The following is an 18,177-nucleotide window of genomic DNA, read 5'->3' on the forward strand; positions in this document are numbered from 1 at the left end:
GGCCCGGACCCGATCCCCGGGCAGGTCAGTGCCCGCCATGTCCGCCCCCGTGACCACCCTCGTCGTAGCCGCGCAACCGGGCATACACCATCCGCTGATGCCGGTTCAGAAGCGGCGCGGTTTCCAGATGCGCTTCCAGGTGGACGGCGCGCAGCGCCGCCTCCGTGGTCCCGGCTTCCACCGTCAGCGCGGACAGACGCGCGGGGTCCAGACCGCCCGCCTCGAACGCCGCGTCGAGCGCCGCCTCCGCCGCGATCAGCGCCTCGCCCAGGGGTCGCGCCCGGGCCAGCATGCGCGCACGGATCGCCTCCACGGCGGCGCGTTGCTGCGGCGTCAGATCCAGCGCCGCGCCGTGTTCCAGAACGTGCAGCGGACCGGGATAGCCGTTCAATTCGGCCGCGAGCGCATAGCCCAGTCCCGCGCCCGCGCGCAGCCCCGCCACCCGCTCGGGCGGCAGGGTCGCGACGTCGCGTCCGTCCAGCCCGGCATAGGGCGCCGCCGTCTCGGCACCGGCAGCCAGGCCCGACAGCGCCCAAGCCGCGATCGCTGCCGCGCGGATCATTCCGCTGCCACCGCTGCGGACGCCGCACCGAAGCGGTCCAGGATCGCCTCCGCCGCCTCGCGCCCGTCGCGGATCGCCCACACCACCAGGGACGCGCCGCGCACGATGTCGCCCACGGCATAGACCCCGTCGAGCCCCGTCTCGTGCGTGCGGAAGTCGGCCTTGATCGTGCCCCACCGCGTCACCTCCAGCTCGGGGGAGTCCCACAGCGTCGGCAGCGCCTCCGGCTCGAAGCCCAGGGCCTTGATGACCAGGTCCGCGTCCTCGACGTAATCCGCGCCCTCGATGATCTCCGGGCGCTGGCGGCCCGTGGCGTCGGCCTCGCCCAGCTTCATGCGCTGCACGCGGACGCCGCCCACGGCGCCGATGCGGCCCGGCCGCACGCCCGCCACCTGCTCCTTGGGCCCGATCTGTCCCACCTCGGCGGGCATGGGGCCTCGCGTCTCGAACCCGCCCGGGGCGGTCAGCCAGACGAACTCGACGCCCTCCTCCTCCGCGTTGGCGACCTCGCGCTGGGATCCCGGCATGTTGGCCCGGTCGCGGCGGTACAGGCACTTCACCGACGTGGCGCCCTGGCGGATGGCCGTGCGCACGCAGTCCATCGCCGTGTCGCCGCCGCCGATCACGACGACGCGCTTGCCCTGCGCGTTCAGGCTGCCGTCGTCGAACGCGTCCACCTGGTCGCCGAAGTACTTCTTCGACGACACGGTCAGATAGTCGATGGCCTTGACCACGCCGTCCGCGTCCGAGTTGTCGCCTTCCAGCTCGCGCGACTTGTACACGCCCGTGGCCACGATCACCGCGTCGTGCGCATCGCGGATCTCGGCGAAGGTGACGTCGCGCCCGACCTCGCAGCCCAGGCGGAAGGTCACGCCGCCCTCGGCCAGCTGGCGGTTGCGGCGCTCCACCACCTCCTTCTCCAGCTTGAAGCCGGGAATGCCGTAGGTCAGCAGCCCGCCCGCCCGGTCGTAGCGGTCGTACACGGTGACCTGCACGCCCGCGCGGCGCAGCATGTCGGCCGCGGCCAGCCCGCCGGGGCCCGCGCCGATGACGCCCACGCTTTCCGTTCGCTCGACGCGGGGCGCGATGGGCTGGACCCAGCCCTCCTCCCAGGCGGTGTCGGTGACGTACTTCTCGACCGACCCGATCGTGACGGTGCCGTGGCCGGACTGCTCGATCACGCAGTTGCCTTCGCACAGGCGGTCCTGCGGGCAGATGCGACCGCAGATCTCGGGGAAGGTGTTGGTGATCTGCGCCACGTCGTACGCTTCGCGCAGCCGCCCCTCGGCCGTCAGGCGCAGCCAGTCGGGGATGTCGTTGTGCAGGGGGCAATGCGACTGGCAGTACGGCACGCCGCACTGGCTGCACCGGCTCGCTTGCTCGGCGGCCCGTTCGGCGGCAAACTCGCGATAGATCTCGCCGAAGTCGTCCTTGCGGTCCGCCGCCCCGCGCTTCTCCGGCATTTCCCGCCCGACGGAAACGAACTTGAGCATCCCCCACCCTCCCTCGACACGATATGGGTCATACGTGCTGACCTATTAGACCCGGACCTTCGGCTTAGTCTTTCCCGACCCGTCCGTCCAGACGGGATCTTGGGGCCGATGCGGTCCCAATCTGGCCCTTTCATACCGGCATGCTCTGGGTCAGAAGCCCCCCGATCCCCCCGATTCGGCTCCATGCTCCTCTGGCACCTCATCCTCCTAGCGGTCATCCAAGGCGTGACCGAGTTCCTGCCGATATCCTCGTCGGGACACCTCGTCCTGTTGCCCGCGTTGACGGACCTGCCCGATCAAGGCCGGTTCCTGGACGTCGCCGTCCATGTCGGATCCCTGGGTGCGGTCGTCGCGTACTTCCGCGCCGACGTCGCCGCCGCCTGGCGCGGCACGGTGGGCCTGCTCCGCGGCGGCCGCGGGCCGGAGGAACGCCTGGCCCTGGGCCTCGTCGTCGCCACCGTGCCGGTCGTCCTGGCGGGGGCGGCCCTGACCGTCACGGGGGCAGCGGACGCCCTGCGCTCCGTCGCCCTGATCGGCTGGACCACCCTCCTGTTCGGGCTGCTGCTGGGCGTCGTCGACCGCTGGGGGCCGCAGGTCCGCACCGCCGGGGACTGGACGATGCGGCACGCCTTCGTCTTCGGCCTGTGGCAGGCGGTGGCGCTGATCCCGGGCACGTCGCGGTCGGGCATCGTCATCACGGGCGCGCGCGCGCTGGGCTATGCCCGCCACGACGCCGCGCGCCTGTCCATGCTGATGTCCATCCCCACCATCGTCGCGTCCGGCCTGGCGCTGGGCGCCGGGCTCGACGGCGTCGTGGACGCCGCCGTGATGCGCGACGCGGCCGTCGCGGCCGCCTTCTCGTTCGTCGCCGCCCTCGTGGCGCTGACGCTGATGATGCGCCTCCTGCGGTCGGTCAGCTTCCTGCCCTATGTCGGCTACCGCATCGGGCTGGGCTTGGTGCTGCTGGTCTGGGCCTACGCCTAGGCCGGGGCCACGCGGTTGCGCGGCACCGCCCCCGCCAGCCGCCGGATCCACGCCCCGTCGGCAACCCGCAGCCCCGCCGCCCGCGCCATGACCAGCACGGCCCCGGCCGCGAAGACGTTGGCGATCACCGCCGCCCCCAGCACGCCCGCATAGCCGAAGGCCCATGCCCCGAGCCATGCCAGGGGCAGGTACAGGACCAGCACGCGGACCATCGACATCGCCATCGCATAGCCCGCCGCCGACATCGCGTTCAGCGCCGCGTTGCCCACCACCAGCATCCCGTAGCCGAACAGCGACCACCCCACGATCCGCAGGTACGCGGCCGTGGCGGCCCGGCTCTCGTCGCCGGCCGCGAACGCGCCCGCGATCGGGTCGGCCAGCAGCCACAGCGCCAGGGCGGCCAGCACGCCGTAGCCGACCGCGAACAGCACGGATTGCCGCAGCGCCTGCGCGGCCCGGTCGGTCAGCCCCGCGCCCCAGGCTTGCCCCACGACGGGACCGATCCCCGACGACAGCGCCAGGAGCGGCACGGCCAGCAGGCTCTCGACCCGGGTCGCGGCGCCGAACCCCGCGACATAGGACGCGCCCAAGGTCGCCACCGCGGCGGTGACGGCGGCCATGCCCGCGGGCGCGATGGCGTTCGACAGCGAGGCCGGTCCCCCCACGGACGCGACCGTGCGGACGCTGCCCCCGAACCCCTTGGATGGACTGCCGCAGGTGCGCAGGATCCCCGCCCGCCAGGCCAGCCACCCCGACACCGCGCAGGTCCCCACCTGCGCCAGCAGCGTGGCCAGCGCGGCCCCGGTCACGCCGAGGGCGGGCACCGGCCCCCATCCGAAGATCAGGAGGGGCGTGGCCGCGACGTTCAGGAGCGACGACAGGATCATCACCCCCGCCGCGCGCTTGCCCGCCCCGTGGGCGCGGAAGACCGCGTTGATCAGCATCATGCTGACGAGGAACGGGAACGAGAACGCCCAGACGGTCGTGTATTCCAGCGTCGCGTCCAGCACCGCGCCCCGCGCGCCCATCAGACGCATCAGCCCGGCATCGCCCAGCCCGAACGCCAGGGCCGTCACCGCCCCCAGGCCCACCCCCAGCGTCAGGGCGTGCAGGCCGATGCGCACGACGTGGTCGTCGCTCTCGCCCCGCCCGATGGCTTGGCTGATCGCCGCGTTGGCGCCCGCGGACAGGCCGATGGCGAGCGACATGACCGTGAAGATGACCGGATACACGAAGCCCACCGCGGCCAGCGCGTCGCCGCCCAGCCGGGCCAAGAAGTAGCTGTCCACCAGGCCCACCGAGACCGCGGACAGGATGCCCAGCGCCATGGGCCCCGACAGCGACAACAGCGCGCGCCAGACCGGCCCGTCGTTCAGGTTGCGTCGTTTGCCTTCGGCCATGGTCCGGCCCCCTCGCTCGTCGGGGCCAGCGCCCGGTCAGGTTCGCAGGTTGCGCGCGCTTTCCTTGATCTCGGCGTACTGGCCGCTGGGCCGGAACCGCCAAAGATAGGTGGGCAGGATCGCCTCCATCGTGGTGGGGGTGATGCCCAGATCCGCGAAGCCGGGATGGCGCCCCGACACGACGTTGTCGCGCCCCAGGTTGCGCACCTGGTCGCGGGTCAGCACGCCGTTGTGGACGATCCCGAACGTCGCCTTTTGCATCAGGTCGAAGCCGAACCCCATCGCGTGACCCACGAAGAACGGCACCGGCAGGATCAGCGCCCGGCGCCGGATCACGTGCAGCATGGTCTGCATTAGCTCGCGGAACGTATCGACGTCGGGGCCGCCCAGCTCGTAGACGCCCGGCTTCGCCTTGCCCTCGACCGCCAGGGCCGCGGCATGGGCCACGTCGTCCGCGAACACGGGCTGGAACCGGGTGGACGCGCCCACGACGGGAATCACCGGGGCCCGGCGGGCCATCGCGGCGAAGCGGTTGAAGAACTGGTCCTCCGGCCCGAACACGATGGACGGACGCAGGATCGTGGCGTCGGGGGCGTGGTCCAGCACCCCCGCCTCGCCAGCGGCCTTCGTGCGGGCATAGTCGCTGCGGCTGTCCGCGTCCGCCCCGATGGCGGAGACGTGGACGACGCGGCGGATGCCGTGCGCGGCGGCCACGCGTGCCACCCGGGTCGCGCCGTGGGCCTGCACCGCGTCGAACCCGTTGCGCCCCGATTCCGCCAGGATGCCCACGCAGTTCACGACCGCGTCCGCGCCGGCGCAGGCGGCGGCCACGCTGTCGTCGTCGCGGATGTTGCTGAAGACCGGCTCGACCTGACCCACCTTGCCGTAGGTGCGCACGAACAGCGCCTCGTTCGGGCGACGGCAGGCGACGCGCACGCGCCAGCCGTCCTTCGCGAGGCGGCGGGCGACATAGCGGCCGACGAACCCCGATCCCCCGAATATCGTCACGAGCCGTTCCATCGCACCTCCGCCGTTCCGGTGGCCAATGCGATAGCCCCGCGGGGGTTCCGCGGCAAGGCGCGCCATTTTGGTCCTTTCGTCATCCGGACCGATTGACACCATCCGGACGCCTTCGTATTGGCCCCGCACCGTGGACCTGCCCAGGTGGCGGAATTGGTAGACGCGCTGGCTTCAGGTGCCAGTTCCCGCAAGGGAGTGGAAGTTCGAGTCTTCTCCTGGGCACCACGGCCGACCCCCCCATCGCGACCACGAACGCCCCCCGGACCCGCCGGAACGGGTCCGCCTTCGGACCCCGTGAGCATCCGTTCGACCCCCCCGGATCTGGAAACGCCGCGTTTCGCGGGTGCGGGGCGATGCCGGTCGTGGCGAGGCCCCGGCAAGTCGCCACGCCCAAGCGACACAGGCGTTCGGGCACCGTGACGGGGTTCGGCGGCGGGCGGATGCGGGCATCCGGAACGCGCCCGAAACGATTCCGCATTTGCATCGAATTGGCTTCATCCGTGCCGGGCGTCCGTGCATGGGTGCCGGGTTCCGTGCGGCGTCCGTGTGTTTGGGCCCGCGCGATTTGGTTGACGAGTTTGCGCCGGGGTTTTGGCGATGCGGTATCATTTGGCCTACCGGGCCGACATCGACGGGCTGCGTGCGCTCGCCGTCGTTCCGGTCCTCCTGTTCCATGCCGATCTGGCCGCCCCGGGCGGGTTCGTGGGGGTCGACATGTTCTTCGTCCTGTCGGGCTATCTGCTGTCGCGCATCGTGGTGGAGGAGGCGGCGGCGGGCCGGTTCGGGTTCCTGCGCTTCTACGAACGGCGGTTCCGGCGCCTGGCCCCCGCCTTCACGGTCGTCCTGCTCTCGACGGGCGCTGCGTTCGCGGCGGTGATGCTGCCGGACGACTTCGTCGACCTGGCGCGGTCGGCGCGGGCGGGGGCCTTCTTCCTCGCGAATATCCACTTCCTCCATACGATCGACTACTTCAGCCAGTCGGCGGAGTTGATGCCGCTGCTGCACCTATGGTCGCTGGCCATCGAGGAGCAATTCTACCTGGCCCTTCCGGTCTGCGTCGTGGTCGCGCTGCGGATTCTGCCGCCGCGTGCGCTGCCATGGATGGTCGGGGCCGCGCTGGTGGGGTCCTTCGGGCTGTGCCTGCACTACACCGCGGCCTGGCGGCCCTATGCGTTCTACATGCCCCATACCCGTGCGTGGGAGCTGCTGGCCGGAACCCTTCTGGCCACGTTGCCGCGTTTGGCGGGGCCACGCCGCCTGGCGGACCTGACGGGGCTCGTGGCGCTGGCGGTGCTGCTGGCGGTCATGGCGCTCTACGACGAGCGGGACGCCTTTCCCGGGTGGCGCGCCGCGCTGCCCGTGGCCGCGACCGCCGCGCTGATCCATGCGGGCGCCGCGCATCCGGGCCATTGGACGGCGCGCCTGCTGTCGACCCCGCCGTTCACCTTCGTGGGACGCATCTCCTATTCGCTGTACCTGTGGCACTGGCCGGTCATGGTGTTCGCGAACTACACCGATCTGGGTCCCGAAGGCCCGGTGCGCGGGCTCGCCTGCATCGCCGTGTCGTTCGCGCTGGCCACGCTGAGCTGGCGCTTCGTGGAGGAGCCGGTCCGCCGCCGCCGCGTCCTGCCCACCACGGACGGCGCGATGACGGGTGCGGTGGCGTCGACCGCCCTGGTCGCGATGCTGGCATGGGGCGTGATCGCGTCGGGCGGCAGGCCGGCCTCCGTGCCGGACGACCTGCGGGCCTTCGTCGACGTGGACCGTCATGCGACGCCGCATCCCGAATGCTTCCACAGGGGCGACCTGACGGACGCGGTGCCCTGCCGCCGCGGGGCGCCCGGCGTGGCACCGTCGTTCTTCCTGATCGGCGACAGCCACGCCCATGCCCTGGCACCGGGCCTGTTCGACGCGGCCGCGCGGCGGGGCATGGCCGGGTTGCAGTTCACCGCCCCCGGCCTCTTTCCGGGGCTGGGGCGGCGCCCGGCGGGGGCGCGGGGCGACGACGGCCGCCCGGCCGTCATGCTGCAGGCCGTGCTGGACCGCCCCGAGATTGAAACGGTGATCGTCGCGGCCGCCTGGGGGGAGAACGCCGTCGGGACCAACTGGAAGGGCGCGCGCTGGCTCTTCGCGGATTCGGAAGGGACGGCGCGGGACGCGGCGGGCAACGCGGCCGTCTTCGTCCGCTCGCTCGACCGGCTGGCCCGGGCCCTGCCCGACCGGCGGATCGTCCTTCTGGACGACATCCCGTCGGGCGAGGTGCTGGACCTGCGGACCTATGTGCGCCACGCGATGCTGCGGGGCGCCGACCCGGAGGGCGCGGTTCTGGACCGCGACGCGGTGGTGGCGCAGCGCGCGCGGTACGTCCCCCTGCTGGAAGACGTCGCGGCGCGCCATGCGAACGTCGCGTTCCGGCCGGTGCTGCGGGGGTTCTGCGCCTCGCCCGCGGGCTGTTCCCTCTTCATGGCCGATGGGCGGACGCCGCTCTATCGCGACGGCGACCACCTCAGCGGGCGGGGCGGCCTGTCGCTGTCCCCGCTCTTCGGTCCGCTGCTCGACGATCTGGACCGGACGGACGCCCGACCGGACGGCTGATGGCGCGACCCGGGTTCAGGCCCTCCGCGCCTCGCGCGCCGGCGCGGGCGCGGCGGCGCCGTCCGCGCCGGCTTGCACCGCGTTCCATTCGGCCTGCTCGACCGCGTCCTCCGCCACCTCGTCGAGGCGGGCGGACCGGTCGCGGTTCTCCCGCAGCAACTGGCTGATCTGCTGCGCCGCCTCCGTGGCCTTGTCGGCCAGGATGCGCACCTCGCCCGCGACGACCGAGAACCCGCGCCCCGCCTCGCCCGCGCGGGACGCCTCGACGGAGGCGTTCAGCGACAGGGTTCGGGTCTGATTGCCGATGTCCTGAATCGACGCCACGATCCCCTCGATCCGGTCCGTGGACGCCTGGATCGTCGCCATCGCCCCATTGACCAGGGCGTCGCGCTCCGTGGTGTCGATGCCGAACATCAGGATCTTGGTCAGCTCGCCGGCGTCGTCCTCCACGGTGTTGAAGACGGCGTCCAGGTTCATGACGCCCCCGCCCTCGCGCGGCCATTCGACCATCCGACGGATCGTCTCGCCGGACTTGACGCAGGCCCGTTCGCCCGCGGGCAGGATGACGTCGAGCCCCGATTCGAGCGCCCCGTTCTCGCGCAGGAACCGGTTCGACGTCAGCGGGCTGCCGTCCGCGTTCCATTCCGCCACGGCGGAGGTGGACGAGATCGCCTCCAGCCGCCGCGTGAACTCCAGGCTGGCGCGCTTGGTGGCGTCGATGTTGGACTGGATCGACACGAAGCGCTGCACCGCGCCGTCCGCCCCCATCACGGGGTTGATCGCCAGGCTGATCCAATAGGGCTGGCCCGCCTTTGTGTAGTTCAGGATCTCCTCGTAGAAGGACTCCCGGCGGTTCAGCTTGTCGCGCACGCGGGCGATCGTGGTGGGGTCGGTGTTGGGACCCTGCAGCAACTCGCCCGGACGCCGGCCCACGACCTCGTCCAACCCATAGCCGGTCAGGTCCATGAAGCCCTGGTTGACGTACTCGATCACGCCCTTCGCGTCCGTGATGATGACCGAGTTCGCCGTCTCGTCGGTGACGAGCGACAGCAGCTCGACCCGGCGGCGGTCGATCACCTCCTCCGTGATGTCGTTGGCGAACTTCACCACGCCGACCGTCTGGCCCAGGGCGTTCTGGATCGGGTTGTAGATGCCCCGGATCCAGACCTCCTCCCCCTTGCGGGCCCGGCGCGAGAACTCGCCGGCCTTGAACTGCCCTTCCCGCAGGTCGGCCCAGAAGCGCCTGTACTCCTCGCTGTCGCGGTGGGCCTTCGACACGAAGATCGAATGATGCCGCCCGATCACGTCGGCGCGGGCATAGTCCATCGCCGACAGGAACGCTTCGTTGGCATCGACGATGATGCCGTCGAGGTCGAACTCGATCATGCCCTGGCTGCGGTTCACGGCCTCCACCTTCGACGTGTCGCGGGCCGCGCGTTCGCGGTGCTGCGTGACGTCGGTGGCGAACTTCATGACGCCCACCACCTGCCCGTCCGCGGCGATCAGCGGGTTGTAGGTGGCCTGGATCCAGACCGGCTGCCCCCTCTGATCCGTGCGCATGAACTGGCCCGTGTGGAACTGGCCCGCCCGCAGCTTGCCCCAGAACTCGCGGTATTCTTCGGATCTGGCGTCCTTGTCGGTGACGAAGATCGAATGGTTCCGCCCGACCACCTGGTCCGGCCGATCGTAGCCCATCAGGTCCAGATAGTTCCGGTTGACGCGTTCGATCGTGCCGTCCAGCCCCATGTGCATCACGGCGGTCGAGCGGTCGAGCGCCTGCAGCTCCGATCGCAGCTGCGCCGCGGTCTCCGTGCGCTCGGTGATGTCGGTCGCCATCTTGACGATCTTGGCGATCCGCCCCCGCTCGTCGCGCACGGGCGCATAGGTCGCCTGCAGCCAGACGCGCCGCCCCGCCTTGCCGCGGCGCACGAACTTGTCCGACGCGTGGAAGCCCTGGCAGATATTGGCCCAGAAGGTCGCATAGGACGCATCGTCCATGACGTCGGTATCGACGAACATGCGATGCGGCTGGCCCAGGACCTCGTCGCGCGCGTATCCCATCACGGTCAGGAACGCGTCGTTGACGTCCAGGATCGTCCCGTCGAGGTCGAATTCGATCCGCGCGAAGGTCGCATCCAGGGCGCGCAGCTTGGCCTGATCCTCGTGGGCGACCAGCGTGGCGGCGGCGACGGTCCGCCCGATCAGCACGACCTCCGACACGGCGCCGTCGGCGCCGCGGATGGGCGCGTAGTCGCAGCGCAGCCAGAGCGTGGATCCGTCGCGGCGCCGGTGGGCCTTCAGCCCCGTATAGGGCGCGCCCCCGCGCACTCCCTTCCAGAAGGCGCGGTGCTCGGGGGAATGCGCCTCCTCCGCGGTGAACAGGATGCCCAGGTCGTCCCCCTCCACCTCCCCGGGCTCGTAGCCGAAGAGCGTGGCGAAGTGGTCGTTGACCGCCGCGATGGTGCCGTCGGGGCGGATGGACACCAGGACCTCCCCCTGCCGCGCCGCCGCCACGACGGAGGCGTCCGAGACCGCTGGGCGGGCGTCCTCGTCCGCGTCCTCCGCCATCAGTGCGACGACGATGTCGCGCCCGCGGCGCCAGCGCCAGCGGCCCCGGCGTGCCCTGGCCCGGACGCGGCGGTCGCCCGCCCCATCCACGCGCAGAAGGACCGCGTCGCCGTCCAGCGCGGCCAGCGCACGGACGTCCAGCCGGTCGCCCGCGGCATCGACCAGATGCGGTTCGCCCGTCGCGTCGGGCCCCAGCAGGGTCCGCACCCCGGCGGTCCGGCGCACGAGGCGGCCCCTGCCGTCGAAGAACAATGCACCCGTCGTCTTCGTCATGGGGGATTCTCCACCTTCGTATCGCGGGATGGCCTAGCGGACGGGAAGCGAAGGAAGCGTTAACGACGACGGCCGCGCCCGCCCCCCGGGTGTTGCCCCCCGGCCGTCCCGTGGGCTAAGCCGCCGGAACTCCCGCGTCCCCCCGGAGGTCCGCATGGCCGACACGTCCCACATCACGCTGCACGCGGGCGACCTGCCCGACGGGCTGGATCTGGGACCGTCCGTCGCCATCGACTGCGAGACGATGGGCCTGAACCCCCACCGCGACCGGCTGTGCTTGGTGCAGTTGTCCGCGGGCGACGGCACGGCGCATCTGGTGCAGGTCGCCAAGGGGCAGACCCGCGCCCCGAACCTGGAACGCCTGCTGACCGACGGGTCCGTGACGAAGCTGTTCCACTACGGTCGCTTCGACATCGCGGCGATGTACCACGCGTTCGGCGCGCTGTGCGCGCCTGTTTGGTGCTCGAAGATCGCGTCGCGCCTGGTGCGGACCTATACGGACCGCCACGGCCTGAAGACGCTGCTGTCCGAGATGTTGGACGTGGACATATCCAAGATGCAGCAGTCGTCCGACTGGGGCGCGCCCGACCTGACGCCCGCGCAGATGGCCTATGCGGCCTCGGACGTCCTGCACCTGCACCGCCTGCGCGAGGTGCTGGATCCCATGGTCGCGCGCGAGGGACGGGCGGATCTGGCACGGGCCTGCTACGACTTCCTGCCGACGCGGGCGCGTCTGGATCTGATCGGATATCCCGATACCGACATCTTCGCCCATTCCTGACGGCCCTCGGCCCCGCCGCGCTGCGGGTCGAGGCGGGCTGCATTCGCGTCTGGTCGCATGGGCCCGGGTGGTCCTGCCGATCGGCGCGCTGGTGTTGATGTCCACCTTGTTCCTGCTGGCCCGCGACATCGACCCGTCCGACGCGCTGCCCTTCGCCGAACTGGATCTGACCGAACGCGCCCGCGACCTGCAGCTGACCGAGCCCCGCGTCAGCGGACGCAGCCTGGATGGCACCGCCTTCCGCCTGGTGGCCGACACCGCGCGGCCCGACCCGCGCAACGCCCGCCGCCTGACCATCGACGGCCTGCGCCTCGATTTGGACGGGGCCGGGGGGGACATGGCGCGCATCACCGCCACGACGGGCGTGATCGACACCGCGGGCCGCACGCTGTCGCTGCGCGGCGACGTCCGGATCGCGACTGGCACGGGGCTGGTCGTCACCACCGGTCGCCTGGACGGCAACCTGCGCCGGCTGCGCCTCACCGCGCCCGGCGCGGTCGCGGCGCGCGGCCCCTTCGGCGACGTCGAGGCGGGGGGGATGGTGCTGCAGGACGGGACGGGCGGCGCGCGGTTGCGGTTCACGGGCGGCGTCGATCTGCTATACGTCCCCCCGTTGCCCTGAACCAAGCCCCGCGAGGTCGCCGATGCTCCGTGTCCTGCCCGTCGTCCTGACGCTCCTGGCCCTGCCCGCATGGGCGCAGGGAACCGGGGTGGGCTTCGGGCGCGGGGACTTCGACCGCGCCGCCCCCGTCGAGGTCGCGGCCGAGACCCTGGAGGTCGATCAGGTCACCGGACGCGCCGTGCTGTCGGGCGACGTCGTGATCGTGCAGGGCGACCTGCGCCTCAGCGCGCAGGAGGTGGTGGTCAACTATGCGGATGCGGACGGCGACCGCCGGATCGAACGCCTGGACGCGGCGGGCGACGTCCTGATCGTGGCGGGCGAGGATGCGGCCCAGGGGCAGTCGGCGACCTACGTGCTGGGCACGTCGCAGGTGCTGCTGACGGGCGACGTGGTCGTGACCCAGGGCGGCGCGACGCTGGCGGGCGACCGGCTGGCCATCGATCTGGGCACCGGGGCGGGCACGGTGTCGGGGCGCGTGCGGACCACGCTGCAACCCTGATGACCGTCCTGTCGGTGATGCATGGCGACGGGGGCCTGCGGGTGGCGAACCTGCGCAAGGCCTATCGCAAGCGGCCGGTGATCCGCGACGTGTCGCTGGAACTGGCGCGGGGCGAGGTCGTGGCGCTGCTGGGTCCGAACGGGTCGGGGAAGACGACGACCTTCTATGCCATCGCGGGGCTGGTGACGCCCGACGGGGGCCGGGTCGTGCTGGACGGCACGGACGTCACCTACCTGCCGATGTACCGCCGCGCGAGGGCGGGGATCGGATACCTGCCGCAGGAGGCCAGCATCTTTCGCGGCCTGAGCGTCGAGCAGAACATCACCGCCATCCTGGAGGTGGCGGAGCCCAAGCGCCACCGCCGCCGCGACCGCCTGGAGCAGCTGCTGGGCGAGTTCGGGATCGAGCATCTGCGCCGCACCGCCGCCCTGGCCCTGTCGGGCGGCGAGCGCCGGCGGGTCGAGATCGCGCGCTGCCTGGCCGCGAACCCCCGCTATCTGCTGCTGGACGAGCCGTTCGCCGGCGTCGATCCGATCGCCGTGGGCGACATCCGATCGCTGGTGGTCCAGCTGAAGTCGCGCGGCATCGGCGTGCTGATCACCGACCACAACGTCCGCGAAACGCTGCAGATCGTCGACCGCGCCTATATCCTGCACGACGGCGGCGTGCTGATGTCCGGCGCCCCCGACGAGGTGGTGGCCCACGAGAAGGTTCGGCGCGTGTATCTCGGCGACAGCTTCGCGCGTTAGGGTTGCGACCGGCTTGCGGATTGACACATGCCCGGAATCCGTCGTGACCTGGGGACCGAAGACATCAGGGAAGGACCCTCCATGCGCTATCAGGTGACCGGGCTGCACATCGATGTCGGCGATTCCCTCAAGGCCCATGCCGAGGCCGAGTTGGGCGCCGTGATCGAGAAGTACGCGCAGCGTCCGATCGAAGCGCAGGTCGTCTTCTCCCGTGCCGGACACGAATACGTCTGCGAGGCCACCATCCACCTGTCCACCGGCCTGAAGGCGCAGGCCAGGGGCCGGGCGGACGAGATCTATGCCGCCTTCGACAGCAGCGCCGAGAAGCTGGAGAAGCAGTTGCGCCGCTACAAGCGTCGCCTGAAGAACCACCACCAGACCCGGGCCGACCCGGTTGAAGTCCTGGACGCTTCCTCCTATGTGATCGCCTTCGATGAGGGCGAGGAGGAGCCGGAAACGCTTCAACCCGTGATCGTCGCCGAGATGCAGACCCAAATCTCGACCCTGTCCGTGGGCGAGGCGGTGATGCGGATGGAACTGGCCAGCGCCCCGGTGCTGGTCTTCAAGAACGAGAAGGGTGGCGGCCTGAACGTGGTCTATCGCAGGGACGATGGGAACGTGGGCTGGATCGACCCCGTCACGGCGCGCGGCTGAGCGGCGGCGCGCAGGCAAGAGGCATCGGACGCGCCCCTGGGGTGGGGCTTGGGACGGAGCGGGACGACTATGCGGTTGAACGACATCCTGGCCCCCCGGGCCGTCCGGCACTTGCCGAAGATCTCCAGCAAGAAGCGGCTGTTCTGCGAACTGGCCGACGTCGCCGCCGACGTCCACGGCCTGGACCGGGCGTCCGCGTTCGAAGCGTTGCAGGACCGTGAATCGCTGGGACCCACGGGCGTCGGCGACGGTGTGGCGCTGCCCCATGCCCGCTTGTCCGGCCTGGACCGCGTGCGGGGGGTGTTCTTCCGCCTCGACGCGCCGCTCGACTTCGATGCCGTCGATCGCCGCCCCGTCGACGTCATCTTCGCCCTGTTCGCCCCCGAGGGCGCGGGCGTGGCCCACCTGAAGGCCTTGGCGCTCGTGTCCCGCACGCTGCGCGATGGCGCCCTGCTGGCCAAGCTGCGCGCCAACGGCGACGCCCCCCTCCTTTATACCCTTCTGACCGAAGCGCAGACCTCCGAAGCCGCCTGACGCGGCGAAGCCGTGATCGCCGCCGGTCCGACGGATCGTCGGATGACCACCGTGCTGGGCCAGGCACGGTCACGGGAATCCCAGATATTTCGGTGAACGGACGTCACCGCACGGATGCAGGCTTCGCCACGCCCGCGGCGAAGCCGGGCCACGAACGGAGAGATGTGGAAACGATGAAACTGGTCGGGCAGAGAGGATTCGAACCTCCGACCCCCTGCTCCCGAAGCAGGTGCGCTACCAGGCTGCGCCACTGCCCGACCGTGTGCGGGGCGATACGCCGGCCCGCGCGGCGATGCAAGGGTGGCTGCGGGCCCCGCGCCTAGCGGGGTCGGACGGACGCGTCGCGCTCGGCCTCCGACAGCATGGGGCCGATGCGCGGCGTGGTCCCCGTCTCGGCCCGGGACCGCGTGCGCAGGACGGGCGTGTTAGTGGACCGCCCGCCGCGACCCTCGCGGAACACGATCATCAGGCCCGAGCCGATCACGATGGCCGCGCCGATCGCGGTCCAGAGATCCACGCTTTCGCCGAAGAAGTACCAGCCATAAAGGACGGCCCATATGATCTGGCTGTATTGCATCGGCGCGACCAGCACGGCGTCGGCGCGGCGATAGGCCTCGATCGACAACAGCATCGCGCCGAACGCGAAGACGGCCATCAGCCCCCACAGGCCCAGATCGCCCAAGGGCATCGGCACGTAGATCAGGGGCAGCAGGCAGGCCATCACCACGACGTTCGCCATCATCGGATAGAGCATCAGGACGGCCACCCGTTCCTCGCGCCCGATGCGGCGGACGATCACGGCGGCCAGCGACGAGAAGAACGCCCCCGTCAGGGCGGCGAGGTGCCCCAGCCCCATCTCGACGCTGCCGGGGCGCAGGACGACCAGGACGCCCACCAGTCCCACCGCCACGGCGCCCGCGCGCCAGGGACCCACGCGTTCCCCCAGCACGGGGATCGACAGCACCGTGATGATCAGCGGCATCGAGAAGATGATCGCGTAGGTCTGGGCCAGCGGCAGGACCGAGAAGGCGTAGAAGATGCAGAACCCCGTCACCGTCGTCGATGCGGTCCGCAACGCCGTCCACCAGGGGTGATGCGGCTTCAGCGTGTCCCGCGTCTCGTCCCGCATGACCATCAGCACGACCAGCGGCATGGTGAACAGGACGCTGAAGAACACGACCTGCACGACGTGATAGCGCCCGCCCAGCATCTTCACCGCGACGTCGTGGACGGCGAAGAGCGCGAAGGCGGCCAGCGCCATCAGGATGCCCGACAGGGCGGTGGAGCGTTCGGGCATGGTGGGTCCTTCGGCCGTGCCCGTCCCCTCCCCGGACGGGCGACCGTGGTTGGGTCTCAGGCGGCGTCGAGCTTGGCCAGGATGGCGTCGCCCATCTGCGCCGTGCCGACGGGGGTGCCGCCCTCCGGCCCCATCAGATCCCCGGTCCGCACGCCGTCCGCCAGCACCGATTGCACCGCCCCTTCCAGCAGGTCGGCACCGTCCCCCGCATCGAAGCTGTAGCGCAGCGCCATCGCGAAGCTGAGGATGCAGGCGATCGGATTCGCCACCCCCCGGCCCGCGATGTCGGGGGCCGATCCGTGCACGGGTTCGTACAGGGCCTTGGGCCGCCCATTCGCCATCGGCGCGCCCAGCGAGGCGGAGGGCAGCATCCCCAAGGACCCGGTCAGCATCGCGGCGACGTCGGACAGCATGTCGCCGAACAGGTTGTCGGTCAGGATCACGTCGAACTGCTTTGGCGCGCGCACGATCTGCATGCCGCCCGCATCGGCCAGCATGTGCGTCAGCTCCACGTCTCCGTACTCGGCATCGTGTACCTCCTGCACGACGTCGTGCCACAGGATGCCCGCCTCCATGACGTTGCGCTTCTCCATCGAACAGACGCGGTTCCGGCGCTTGCGGGCCAACTCGAACGCGGACCGGGCGACGCGCGCGATCTCCGATTCCGTGTACCGATGGGTGTTCACGCCGACGCGTTCGTTGCCGTCGTGGCTGACGCCCCGCGGCTCGCCGAAATAGACGCCGGACGTCAACTCACGCACGATCATCATGTCCAGACCCGCGACCAGGTCGGGCTTCAGGCTGCTGAAGTCGGCCAGCGCGTCGAAGCACTGCGCCGGGCGCAGGTTGGCGAACAGGTCCATGTCCTTGCGCAATCGCAGCAGGCCGCGTTCCGGCTTGTCCTTAAAATCCAGGTCATCCCATTTGGGCCCGCCGACCGCGCCCAGCAGAACGGCGTCGACCGACTGCGCGACCTCCATCGTCGCATCCGAGATCGGCGCGCCCTCCTCGTCATAGGCGATGCCGCCGACCAGGCCCTCCGACACCTCGAAGGGCATGCCGCGATTGGCGCCGAACCAGTCGATCACGCGCCGGACCTGGGCCATGACCTCCGGTCCGATACCGTCGCCCGGCAGGATCAGCAGCGTGTTCGTCATGGGGTCGGCCCTTCGTGGATGGCATGTCGCCGCGTGGGCTAGACCCCCGCCGGGGGACCGTCAAGGAAGCCGCAGGTCGACCCAGACCAGGCGCCCGGTTCCGGCCGCAGCGACCGTCGTGGCGAAGGGATCGTCCGCGGCGGGCCAAGCGACGCCCGCGTCCAGCACTTGCACCTGCGACGCGACCAGGACGTAATCGACGCGCAGGGGGCCCGGCCCTTCCCATGCGGCGGTGTCCAGCCGGGGGTCGCCGCGATGTCCATCCCCGCCGCCGCCCCGCCCGCGCGGCTCCGGGTCGCGCCAGCGCGGGTGGGACAGCAGGGCGCGCATCGCGTCCCGCCGCCCCGCCCCGTCCACAGGATCGACGTTCGCCCGCCCCAGCAGGACGGGCATCGCCTCCCCCTCCGCCAGCGTGGCGGCGAGCACCAGTTCCGCGGCGTTGCGAATGCCGTTGCGGTCCTCCGGTCCGTCGAAGACGGGCGTGCCCGCGGCCAGCGTGACCAGCGACAGCCCCGTCCCCTCCAGGGGCACGACCCATTGCGCGACGGTGGGGATCGGGATCGAAACCCCCTCGGGCACCAGGTCGCCCGCATCCGCCCAGGGCGCCGCGCTGTGGTCCGCGACCGGCCCGAGCGGGATCCGCGACAGCAGGACCAGGCCCGAATCGCCCGTGAACCGCCCATAGCCCAACGCGTCGCGCGCCGTGCCAAGACGGCCGTCGCCGTCCAGGTCCGCCCCGCTGGGCAGGCCTGCATTGGGGCGCCGCACGACATGCCAGGGATAGCGCAGGCCGTGGTCTGCCAGCCGGCGCAGAAGGGCATCCAGCCCCGCGCCGGACGCGTCCCAATCGACGTCGCCCAGAAGGATCACGTCCGGATCGGCCCATGCGATCACGTCCAACGCGGCCTCCGCCTGTGCGTCGCGACCCGACAGCAGGTCGCGCACCATCACGGCGGGGCCGCGACGGCCGAGCCCGGCATCAAACGCGG

General features: G+C 71.2%; 16 protein-coding genes and 2 tRNA genes. 9 read left to right on the forward strand and 9 right to left on the reverse strand.

What is annotated here, in order from left to right; translation table 11 throughout:
* Positions 1 to 25 precede the first annotated feature (25 nt).
* Together P0084_RS07490 and P0084_RS07495 are read right to left on the reverse strand one after the other, a co-directional pair.
* Positions 26 to 562, reverse strand: coding sequence for a hypothetical protein (locus P0084_RS07490; RefSeq protein WP_308916201.1), 537 nt, complete (start codon positions 560 to 562; stop codon positions 26 to 28).
* Positions 559 to 2,055, reverse strand: coding sequence for an NAD(P)-dependent oxidoreductase (locus tag P0084_RS07495; protein ID WP_308916202.1), 1,497 nt, complete (start codon positions 2,053 to 2,055; stop codon positions 559 to 561). Before P0084_RS07495 ends, P0084_RS07490 begins: the two co-directional genes overlap by 4 nt.
* Positions 2,056 to 2,238: 183 nt before the next feature.
* Here P0084_RS07495 and P0084_RS07500 point away from each other — a divergent pair, with 183 nt between their 5' ends.
* Positions 2,239 to 3,039 (forward strand): undecaprenyl-diphosphate phosphatase, encoded by an 801-nt coding sequence (locus P0084_RS07500; RefSeq protein ID WP_308916203.1) that lies wholly within the window; start codon positions 2,239 to 2,241, stop codon positions 3,037 to 3,039.
* Here the strand turns inward: P0084_RS07500 and P0084_RS07505 are convergent.
* Positions 3,036 to 4,439 carry an MATE family efflux transporter gene (locus P0084_RS07505; protein WP_308916204.1) on the reverse strand — a complete coding sequence of 468 codons (1,404 nt, stop codon included), beginning with the start codon at positions 4,437 to 4,439 and terminating at the stop codon, positions 3,036 to 3,038. The two genes, P0084_RS07500 and P0084_RS07505, sit on opposite strands and share 4 nt — an antisense overlap.
* A gap of 36 nt (positions 4,440 to 4,475) precedes the next feature.
* Complete coding sequence (locus P0084_RS07510; protein ID WP_308916205.1) at positions 4,476 to 5,459, reverse strand: complex I NDUFA9 subunit family protein; 984 nt, start codon at positions 5,457 to 5,459, stop codon at positions 4,476 to 4,478.
* 138 nt (positions 5,460 to 5,597) lie between these two features.
* Between P0084_RS07510 and P0084_RS07515 the strand changes: the two genes are divergently transcribed.
* Together P0084_RS07515 and P0084_RS07520 are read left to right on the forward strand one after the other, a co-directional pair.
* Positions 5,598 to 5,684: transfer RNA gene (locus P0084_RS07515), tRNA-Leu, on the forward strand.
* Between the two features lie 372 nt (positions 5,685 to 6,056).
* The gene (locus tag P0084_RS07520; protein ID WP_308916206.1) at positions 6,057 to 8,054 is read left to right on the forward strand and encodes an acyltransferase family protein; all 1,998 of its coding nucleotides are present in this window, start codon (positions 6,057 to 6,059) and stop codon (positions 8,052 to 8,054) included.
* Between the two features lie 15 nt (positions 8,055 to 8,069).
* On the opposite strand, the gene P0084_RS07525 is transcribed toward P0084_RS07520, so the two are convergent.
* Positions 8,070 to 10,895 (reverse strand): methyl-accepting chemotaxis protein, encoded by a 2,826-nt coding sequence (locus tag P0084_RS07525; RefSeq protein WP_308916207.1) that lies wholly within the window; start codon positions 10,893 to 10,895, stop codon positions 8,070 to 8,072.
* A 154-nt stretch (positions 10,896 to 11,049) separates the two neighbouring features.
* Here P0084_RS07525 and P0084_RS07530 point away from each other — a divergent pair, with 154 nt between their 5' ends.
* From P0084_RS07530 to P0084_RS07555, 6 genes are all read left to right on the forward strand, one after another.
* Positions 11,050 to 11,676 carry a ribonuclease D gene (locus tag P0084_RS07530; RefSeq protein WP_308916208.1) on the forward strand — a complete coding sequence of 209 codons (627 nt, stop codon included), beginning with the start codon at positions 11,050 to 11,052 and terminating at the stop codon, positions 11,674 to 11,676.
* Positions 11,677 to 11,743: 67 nt separating this feature from the next.
* Positions 11,744 to 12,298, forward strand: a complete 555-nt coding sequence (gene lptC, locus P0084_RS07535) for an LPS export ABC transporter periplasmic protein LptC (protein ID WP_308916209.1) — start codon at positions 11,744 to 11,746, stop codon at positions 12,296 to 12,298.
* A 22-nt stretch (positions 12,299 to 12,320) separates the two neighbouring features.
* Positions 12,321 to 12,797 (forward strand): LptA/OstA family protein, encoded by a 477-nt coding sequence (locus P0084_RS07540; protein WP_308916210.1) that lies wholly within the window; start codon positions 12,321 to 12,323, stop codon positions 12,795 to 12,797.
* Entirely contained in the window at positions 12,797 to 13,546 is a 750-nt protein-coding gene (gene lptB / locus P0084_RS07545) for an LPS export ABC transporter ATP-binding protein (protein WP_308916211.1), read from the forward strand. The genes P0084_RS07540 and lptB overlap by 1 nt, the downstream gene beginning before the upstream one ends.
* An 81-nt stretch (positions 13,547 to 13,627) precedes the next feature.
* Positions 13,628 to 14,200 carry a ribosome hibernation-promoting factor, HPF/YfiA family gene (gene hpf / locus P0084_RS07550; protein WP_308916212.1) on the forward strand — a complete coding sequence of 191 codons (573 nt, stop codon included), beginning with the start codon at positions 13,628 to 13,630 and terminating at the stop codon, positions 14,198 to 14,200.
* A gap of 69 nt (positions 14,201 to 14,269) precedes the next feature.
* Positions 14,270 to 14,734: a PTS sugar transporter subunit IIA gene (locus P0084_RS07555; RefSeq protein ID WP_308916213.1), complete on the forward strand. Its 465-nt coding sequence runs from the start codon at positions 14,270 to 14,272 to the stop codon at positions 14,732 to 14,734.
* A 180-nt stretch (positions 14,735 to 14,914) separates the two neighbouring features.
* Here P0084_RS07555 and P0084_RS07560 read toward each other — a convergent pair.
* From P0084_RS07560 to P0084_RS07575, 4 genes are all read right to left on the reverse strand, one after another.
* Positions 14,915 to 14,991: transfer RNA gene (locus tag P0084_RS07560), tRNA-Pro, on the reverse strand.
* Between the two features lie 62 nt (positions 14,992 to 15,053).
* Complete coding sequence (locus P0084_RS07565) at positions 15,054 to 16,031, reverse strand: DMT family transporter (protein WP_308916214.1); 978 nt, start codon at positions 16,029 to 16,031, stop codon at positions 15,054 to 15,056.
* A gap of 56 nt (positions 16,032 to 16,087) precedes the next feature.
* Entirely contained in the window at positions 16,088 to 17,188 is a 1,101-nt protein-coding gene (gene leuB, locus P0084_RS07570; protein WP_308916215.1) for a 3-isopropylmalate dehydrogenase, read from the reverse strand.
* A 60-nt stretch (positions 17,189 to 17,248) separates the two neighbouring features.
* Entirely contained in the window at positions 17,249 to 18,136 is an 888-nt protein-coding gene (locus tag P0084_RS07575) for an endonuclease/exonuclease/phosphatase family protein (RefSeq protein ID WP_308916216.1), read from the reverse strand.
* Positions 18,137 to 18,177: the final 41 nt, after the last annotated feature.

Source organism: Jannaschia maritima (assembly GCF_030973515.1).
Lineage (GTDB): Bacteria > Pseudomonadota > Alphaproteobacteria > Rhodobacterales > Rhodobacteraceae > Jannaschia > Jannaschia maritima.